Annotated in this window: 1 protein-coding gene; it reads right to left on the bottom strand. The window is 67.1% G+C overall.

Annotated elements, in window-relative coordinates; translation table 11 throughout:
* Nucleotides 1-404: hypothetical protein (locus E4T88_RS18155; protein ID WP_221411834.1), on the bottom strand; the 404-nt coding region annotated here is incomplete at both ends.

Genomic DNA, 404 nt, shown 5'->3' with positions numbered 1-404 from the left:
CCCACCAGTAGCAGCAGGGGGCCTTGGTAGAGTGGCTGGCCGCCGCGCATAGGGAGACGCATCGGCTCGGGCAACAACAATGTGGGTTGCGGCAGAGTAGGACAGCGAGGCTTGGCGCGGGGCCGTTTTTCGCTGGCCGGGTGCCAGGTCGCCATCCGCTCGGGCCTGTGGTCCTCGACCAGCCGCGGACGCAGTACGCGTTCTGGCCCGAGGCGTGCCGCAATGCGCTCCAAGGCGAGGTTCAGGCTCTGCGCTGAAGCGCGCGTGTCGGGCAGCAGTTCGAGGCTATCGACAGGCAGCGGCACGATGTCGACTTCGTCCACGCAGAGCTGCAGATCGCCTACGGGCGCAGCGAGCGTCACTCGGGCAAGATGCTCTCCGAGCAACCGCATCAAGTGCTCGAC

Source organism: Dysgonomonas mossii (assembly GCF_004569505.1).
Lineage (GTDB): Bacteria > Bacteroidota > Bacteroidia > Bacteroidales > Dysgonomonadaceae > Dysgonomonas.
The sequence above is the reverse complement of the archived record's forward strand: the minus strand, read 5'-3'. Positions and strand labels throughout refer to the sequence as shown.